The organism is Mesorhizobium sp. P2_F7 (genome assembly GCF_056403695.1).
Genome location: NZ_JBFUFA010000026.1, coordinates 21,333 through 27,519, shown reverse-complemented (window position 1 = coordinate 27,519; position 6,187 = coordinate 21,333). Strand labels below are relative to the sequence as shown.

6 protein-coding genes are annotated in these 6,187 nt (G+C 62.1%); 2 read left to right on the top strand and 4 right to left on the bottom strand.

From position 1 onward, the window contains the following. The 4 genes from tuf to rpsL form a co-directional block, all read right to left on the bottom strand. The coding region (gene tuf / locus AC1DZ8_RS33025; protein WP_477402381.1) for an elongation factor Tu at positions 1-1,139 on the bottom strand (1,139 nt) is incomplete at its 3' end. A gap of 64 nt (positions 1,140-1,203) precedes the next feature. Next, positions 1,204-3,294, bottom strand: a complete 2,091-nt coding sequence (gene fusA, locus AC1DZ8_RS33020) for an elongation factor G (RefSeq protein WP_477289432.1) — start codon at positions 3,292-3,294, stop codon at positions 1,204-1,206. A gap of 30 nt (positions 3,295-3,324) precedes the next feature. After that, positions 3,325-3,795, bottom strand: a complete 471-nt coding sequence (gene rpsG, locus AC1DZ8_RS33015; RefSeq protein WP_008875664.1) for a 30S ribosomal protein S7 — start codon at positions 3,793-3,795, stop codon at positions 3,325-3,327. 58 nt (positions 3,796-3,853) lie between these two features. Further along, a complete protein-coding gene (gene rpsL, locus AC1DZ8_RS33010) occupies positions 3,854-4,225 on the bottom strand; it encodes a 30S ribosomal protein S12 (protein ID WP_006333356.1) in 372 nt (123 codons plus the stop codon). Positions 4,226-4,719: 494 nt separating this feature from the next. On the opposite strand from rpsL, the gene AC1DZ8_RS33005 reads away from it, so the two are divergent. After that, positions 4,720-5,001: a transcriptional regulator gene (locus tag AC1DZ8_RS33005; protein ID WP_181062225.1), complete on the top strand. Its 282-nt coding sequence runs from the start codon at positions 4,720-4,722 to the stop codon at positions 4,999-5,001. A gap of 34 nt (positions 5,002-5,035) precedes the next feature. Then, entirely contained in the window at positions 5,036-6,148 is a 1,113-nt protein-coding gene (locus AC1DZ8_RS33000) for a PLP-dependent cysteine synthase family protein (RefSeq protein ID WP_477309840.1), read from the top strand. Positions 6,149-6,187: the final 39 nt, after the last annotated feature.

Here is a 6,187-nt window from a genome sequence, read left to right as displayed (position 1 = left end):
GTGCGGCCGCCTTCACGGATGGCGAAGCGCAGCTTCTCTTCCATGGCGATCGGCACGATCAGCTCGACATCGACCGTGATGTTGTCGCCGGGCATCACCATCTCGGTGCCTTCCGGCAGCGACACGATGCCGGTCACGTCGGTCGTGCGGAAGTAGAACTGCGGACGGTAGTTGGTGAAGAACGGCGTGTGACGGCCACCTTCGTCCTTGGTCAGGATGTAGGCTTCGGCCACGAACTTCTTGTGCGGCTTCACCGTACCGGGCTTGGCCAGAACCTGGCCGCGCTCGACACCTTCACGATCAACGCCGCGCAGCAGCGCGCCGATGTTGTCGCCGGCCTGGCCCTGATCGAGCAGCTTGCGGAACATTTCAACGCCCGTGCAGGTCGTCTTGGTCGTCGGACGGATGCCGATGATTTCCAGTTCCTCGCCGACCTTGACCACGCCACGCTCGACGCGGCCGGTGACAACCGTGCCACGACCCGAGATCGAGAACACGTCTTCGATCGGCATCAGGAACGGCTTGTCCAGCGGACGAACCGGCGTCGGGATGTAGGCGTCGACCTGAGCCATCAGCTCGCGGATCGCGTCTTCACCGATCGTCTTGTTCGAATCTTCAAGAGCGGCCAGAGCCGAGCCCTTGACGATCGGAATGTCGTCGCCGGGGAACTCGTTCTTCGACAGAAGCTCGCGAACCTCGAGTTCGACCAATTCCAAGAGTTCCGCGTCGTCGACCTGGTCGACCTTGTTCAGGAACACAACGATCGACGGCACGCCGACCTGACGGGCAAGCAGGATGTGCTCGCGGGTCTGCGGCATCGGGCCGTCGGCGGCCGAAACGACCAGGATCGCGCCGTCCATCTGCGCGGCACCGGTGATCATGTTCTTCACATAGTCGGCGTGGCCGGGGCAGTCGACGTGGGCATAGTGACGGTTGGCCGTCTCGTATTCCACGTGAGCCGTCGAGATGGTGATGCCGCGGGCCTTCTCTTCGGGCGCCGCATCGATCTGGTCRTAGCGCTTGTATTCGCCAAAATACTTCGTGATCGCCGCCGTCAGCGACGTCTTGCCATGGTCRACGTGACCAATCGTGCCGATGTTCACATGAGGCTTAGTGCGCTCGAATTTACCTTTTGCCATGTGATGTCTCCAATCTGCTGCCCGTACGGGCCTTGAATTAAGTTACCGATGCAACCCGTCCGGGTTACGCGTATTTCTTCTGAACTTCCTGGGCGACCGCGGTCGGCACAGGCTCGTAGTGATCGAACTGCATCGTGTAGGCCGCACGGCCCTGGCTCATCGAGCGCAAGTTGTCGACGTACTTGAACATGTTGGCCAGCGGCACCATCGCGTTGATCACGACAGCAACGCCACGCGCTTCCTGGCCCTGAATCTGGCCGCGACGGCCGTTCAGGTCGCCGATGACGCTGCCGACATAGTCTTCCGGCGTCACGACTTCGACCTTCATGATCGGCTCGAGCAGCTGCACGCCAAGCTTGGGCGCAGCTTCACGGAAGCAGGCGCGGCCGGCGATTTCGAACGCGAGCACCGAGGAGTCGACATCGTGGTAAGCGCCGTCGATGAGCGTCGCCTTGACGCCGATCATCGGGAAGCCGGCGAACGGGCCGGACGTCATGACGCTGTTGATGCCCTTTTCGACACCCGGGATGTATTCCTTCGGAACCGCACCGCCGACGATCTTCGATTCGAACTCGAACTCCGAGCTTTCCGGGTTCGGCTCGAACTGGATCTTGACGCGGGCGAACTGACCGGTACCGCCGGTCTGCTTCTTGTGCGTGTAGTCCTGCTCGTGCCTGCGGGTGATGGTCTCGCGGTAAGCCACCTGCGGCGCACCGACATTGGCTTCGACCTTGAACTCGCGACGCATGCGGTCGACGATGATGTCGAGGTGCAGTTCGCCCATGCCCGAGATGATGGTCTGGCCCGATTCCTCGTCGGTCTTGACGCGGAAGGACGGATCCTCGGCGGCCAGGCGGTGAAGGGCGAGGCCCATCTTTTCCTGGTCGTTCTTGGTCTTCGGCTCGATCGCGATCTGGATGACCGGATCGGGGAATTCCATGCGCTCGAGGATGACCGGGTGCAGCGGATCGCTGAGCGTATCGCCGGTGGTCGTGTCCTTGAGGCCAGCCAGAGCGACGATGTCGCCGGCAAAGGCTTCTTCGACGTCGGCGCGCGAATTCGCATGCATCTGCAGCATGCGGCCGATGCGCTCTTTCTTGCCCTTGACGGTGTTGTCGAGCGAAATGCCCTTGGTCAGCTTGCCCGAATAGATGCGGGCAAAGGTCAGCGAACCGACGAACGGGTCGTTCATGATCTTGAAGGCCAGCATCGACAGCGGCTCGTTGTCGTCGGCGTGACGCTCGATCTCGGCGTCGGTCTTGGCATCGACGCCCTTGATCGCGGGAACATCGGCCGGCGACGGCAGGTATTCGACGACGGCGTCGAGCAGCGGCTGCACGCCCTTGTTCTTGAAGGCCGAGCCACAGAACATCGGGTAGAACTTGACCGCGATCGTACCCTTGCGGATCAGCGAGCGGATCTCGTCATTCGACGGCATCTTGCCTTCGAGGTAATTCTCAAGCGCCGTCTCGTCCATTTCGACGGCGGCTTCGATCATCTTCTCGCGATATTCCTCAGCGCGAGCCTTGAGGTCAGCCGGGATCTCGACGACGTCCCAGGCAGCGCCCAGCGTCTCGTCGCGCCATACCAGCGCGTTCATCTCGACGAGGTCGACGACACCCTTGAACTCGGTCTCGGCGCCGATCGGCAGCTGCATGACGACAGCCTGCGCACCGAGGCGCGAACCGATCATCTCGACCGAGCGGTAGAAGTCGGCGCCGATCTTGTCCATCTTGTTGCAGAAGATCATGCGCGGAACGCGATACTTGTCGGCCTGGCGCCAGACAGTCTCGGTCTGCGGCTCGACACCGGCGTTGGCGTCGAGCAGCGCAATGGCGCCGTCGAGCACGCGCAGCGAACGCTCGACTTCGATGGTGAAGTCGACGTGTCCGGGAGTGTCGATGATGTTGAAGCGGTACATCTTGCCGTCACGGCCCTTCCAGAAGGTCGTGGTGGCGGCGGACGTGATGGTGATGCCGCGTTCCTGCTCCTGCTCCATCCAATCCATGGTGGCAGCGCCGTCGTGCACTTCGCCGATCTTGTGCGACTTGCCCGTGTAATAGAGGACGCGCTCGGTGGTCGTCGTCTTGCCGGCGTCGATATGCGCCATGATACCGAAATTGCGGTAGTCTTCGATTTTATATTCGCGGGCCATCTTGGATGCCTTCTCAGTCTCGTTCGCGCTTTACCAGCGGTAGTGTGCGAAAGCGCGGTTGGCTTCAGCCATCTTGTGGGTGTCTTCACGCTTCTTGACGGCCGTGCCGCGGTTGTTGGCCGCGTCCATCAGCTCGCCGGAGAGGCGGTCAACCATCGTGGTCTCGTTGCGGTTGCGAGCCGCCGCAATCAGCCAGCGGATCGCCAGGGCCTGACGGCGCTCGGGGCGCACATCGACCGGAACCTGGTAGGTGGCGCCGCCGACGCGACGCGACCGGACTTCCACATGCGGCGCGACATTGTCGAGCGCCTGATGGAAGACGGTGACCGGCTCCTGCTTGGTCTTCGACTGAACCTGGTCGAGCGCACCGTAGACGATGGTCTCGGCAACCGACTTCTTGCCGTCATACATGACGGCGTTCATGAACTTGGTAACGATCAGATCGCCGAACTTCGGGTCCGGATTGATCTCACGCTTTTCTGCACTGTGACGACGCGACATGGCTTTTGTCTCTCAATCTCGTAGCCTTGCGCAGCAAAAGCGCGAAGGCCGGAAAATCTTACTTCGGACGCTTGGCGCCGTACTTCGAACGGCGCTGCTTGCGGTTCTTCACGCCCTGCGTGTCGAGCACGCCGCGGATGATGTGGTAGCGCACGCCCGGAAGATCCTTGACGCGGCCGCCGCGGATCATGACCACGGAGTGTTCCTGAAGGTTGTGACCTTCGCCGGGGATGTAGCCGATCACTTCAAAGCCGTTGGTCAGGCGGATCTTGGCCACCTTGCGCAGTGCCGAGTTCGGCTTCTTCGGCGTCGTTGTATAAACGCGCGTGCAGACGCCCCGCTTCTGCGGGTTCTGCTGCATGGCCGGGACCTTGTTGCGCTTCACCGGCGCAATGCGCGGCTTGCGGATCAGCTGGTTGACGGTAGGCATTAAACCCTCTTGTCTCTCAATTCCGTGTCTCGCCCGGTCAGGGCCGCTCAAAGCGTCAATTCCATACGCAAATTCGGGCCATAAACCGCGCCTCGCGGTCCTGCCCGAACAAAATGCAGAGGAAGCGGAAACCGCTTCATGCGCGCCGGAAATGTCTTTTCGCTCGTAAAACGAACCCTGTTTGAGGCAAACTCCAAAGCGTGTCGCTTCGGAAGGGAGAGCCTCACATCGGTTCTGACTGGGCGGCTTCTACTCGCAAGACCGTGAACCGTCAACCCCGGCGCGCCAAATATTGCGCGCCAGACAGGGCGTGGCAGCCATGCGAAAATCGCATGTAATTTTCTTTCGCCTTTTTGCAAGAGCGAGGAAGAAAGTAACCGCGCAGGCAAGAAAGTGACCGGCTTTTGGCTGTCCTGCGCCGGGGCTTCATGGCAAAAGGCGCCATGGACAGCGCAAATCCCCTCGCCCGCCCCCGATCCAAGAGGAATCAGCCCGTGAACGACAATGAGGAACGCCCGGTCACCATCATCACCGGCCGTGTCTGGAAAAGGAAAGGCGGCAAGCCCGAAGGCGTGCATGTGATGCTGGTCGCGCCCGACGACGATTCGGCCGTGCGCCGTGCTCTCGAATCGCTCGCCGCCGAAGGCTATGCAGAGGCCGAGCTCGACCAGATCGGCGACATGGAGGGCGAGCCCGACGATGAGCCGCATCTGTCGGCCTTCCAGGGTGCACTCGAAGGCGAAGTGTCGATCGTGACGTTCGAGGTTCCGCTCTAAACAAAAAGGGCGGCAAATGGGGGAGCGGTAGGCCATGGCCATCTCAGCAGCGGCAAAACCTGCATCGCGCGCCTGGGCCGACCGGGCGGTTGCCGCCATCGAAGCCGACCAGCACCGCTCGGCCGATACCCATCTGTGGAAGCTCGACCTGCCGGCGCTTGCCGGCATCGACTTCTACCTCAAGGATGAATCGACGCATCCGACTGGCAGCCTGAAGCACCGGCTGGCGCGCTCGCTTTTCCTCTATGCACTGTGCAACGGCCTTGTCCGCGAAGGATCGCCGGTGGTCGAAGCCTCTTCAGGCTCGACGGCGGTGTCGGAAGCCTATTTCGCCCGCATGATCGGCGTGCCGTTCTACGCGGTGATGCCGCGCTCGACCTCGCCGGAAAAGATCGCCGCCATCGAGCATTATGGCGGCAAATGCCATTTCATCGACGATGGCCGCCGCATCTATGCCGAATCGGCCGAACTGGCGACCAGGCTCGGCGGCTATTTCATGGATCAGTTCACCCATGCCGAGCGCGCCACCGACTGGCGCGGCAACAACAACATCGCCGAATCCATTTTCGGGCAGATGCGCGACGAGCGGCACCCGATTCCGGCCTGGATCGTGATGAGCGCCGGCACCGGCGGCACCACCGCCACGATCGGCCGCTACCTGCGCTACAAACAGCACGCGACGCGGCTGTCGGTTGCCGACGTCGAACGCTCGGCCTTCTTCGATGGCTTCTCCACCCACGATGCCAACTGCCGTTGCGAGCAGCCGTCACGCATCGAAGGCATCGGCCGGCCGCGCGTCGAACCGTCCTTCGTGCCGGGCGTCATCGACCACATGCTGCGCGTCCCCGATGCGGTGTCGCTTGCCGCGATGCGGGTCCTGTCGCGTCACCTCGGCCGGCGCGTCGGCGGTTCGACCGGCACCAATTTCATTGCCATGTGCTTTCATGCCGCGCGCCTGATCGCGGCCGGCGAGACCGGATCTTTGGTGACGCTGATCTGCGATTCCGGCGAGCGCTACGCCAACACCTATTATTCCGACGAATGGCTAAAGGCGAACGGCCTCGACCCCTCGCCCTTCGAACCGGCGATCGAAGCGTTTCTGGCCGGCGGAGAGTGGTCGCTCAACTTCCAGGAAAGCTGGGGCTGAGACGTCTGCCTGGCGCTTGCCCGCGATCAGAGTTCTGCT

Coding starts and splice junctions, on each gene's coding strand:
- fusA (WP_477289432.1), bottom strand. CDS start 3,294: ATGGCCCGCGAATATAAAATCGAAGACTACCGCAATTTCGGTATCATG.
- rpsG (WP_008875664.1), bottom strand. CDS start 3,795: ATGTCGCGTCGTCACAGTGCAGAAAAGCGTGAGATCAATCCGGACCCG.
- rpsL (WP_006333356.1), bottom strand. CDS start 4,225: ATGCCTACCGTCAACCAGCTGATCCGCAAGCCGCGCATTGCGCCGGTG.
- AC1DZ8_RS33000 (WP_477309840.1), top strand. CDS start 5,036: ATGGCCATCTCAGCAGCGGCAAAACCTGCATCGCGCGCCTGGGCCGAC.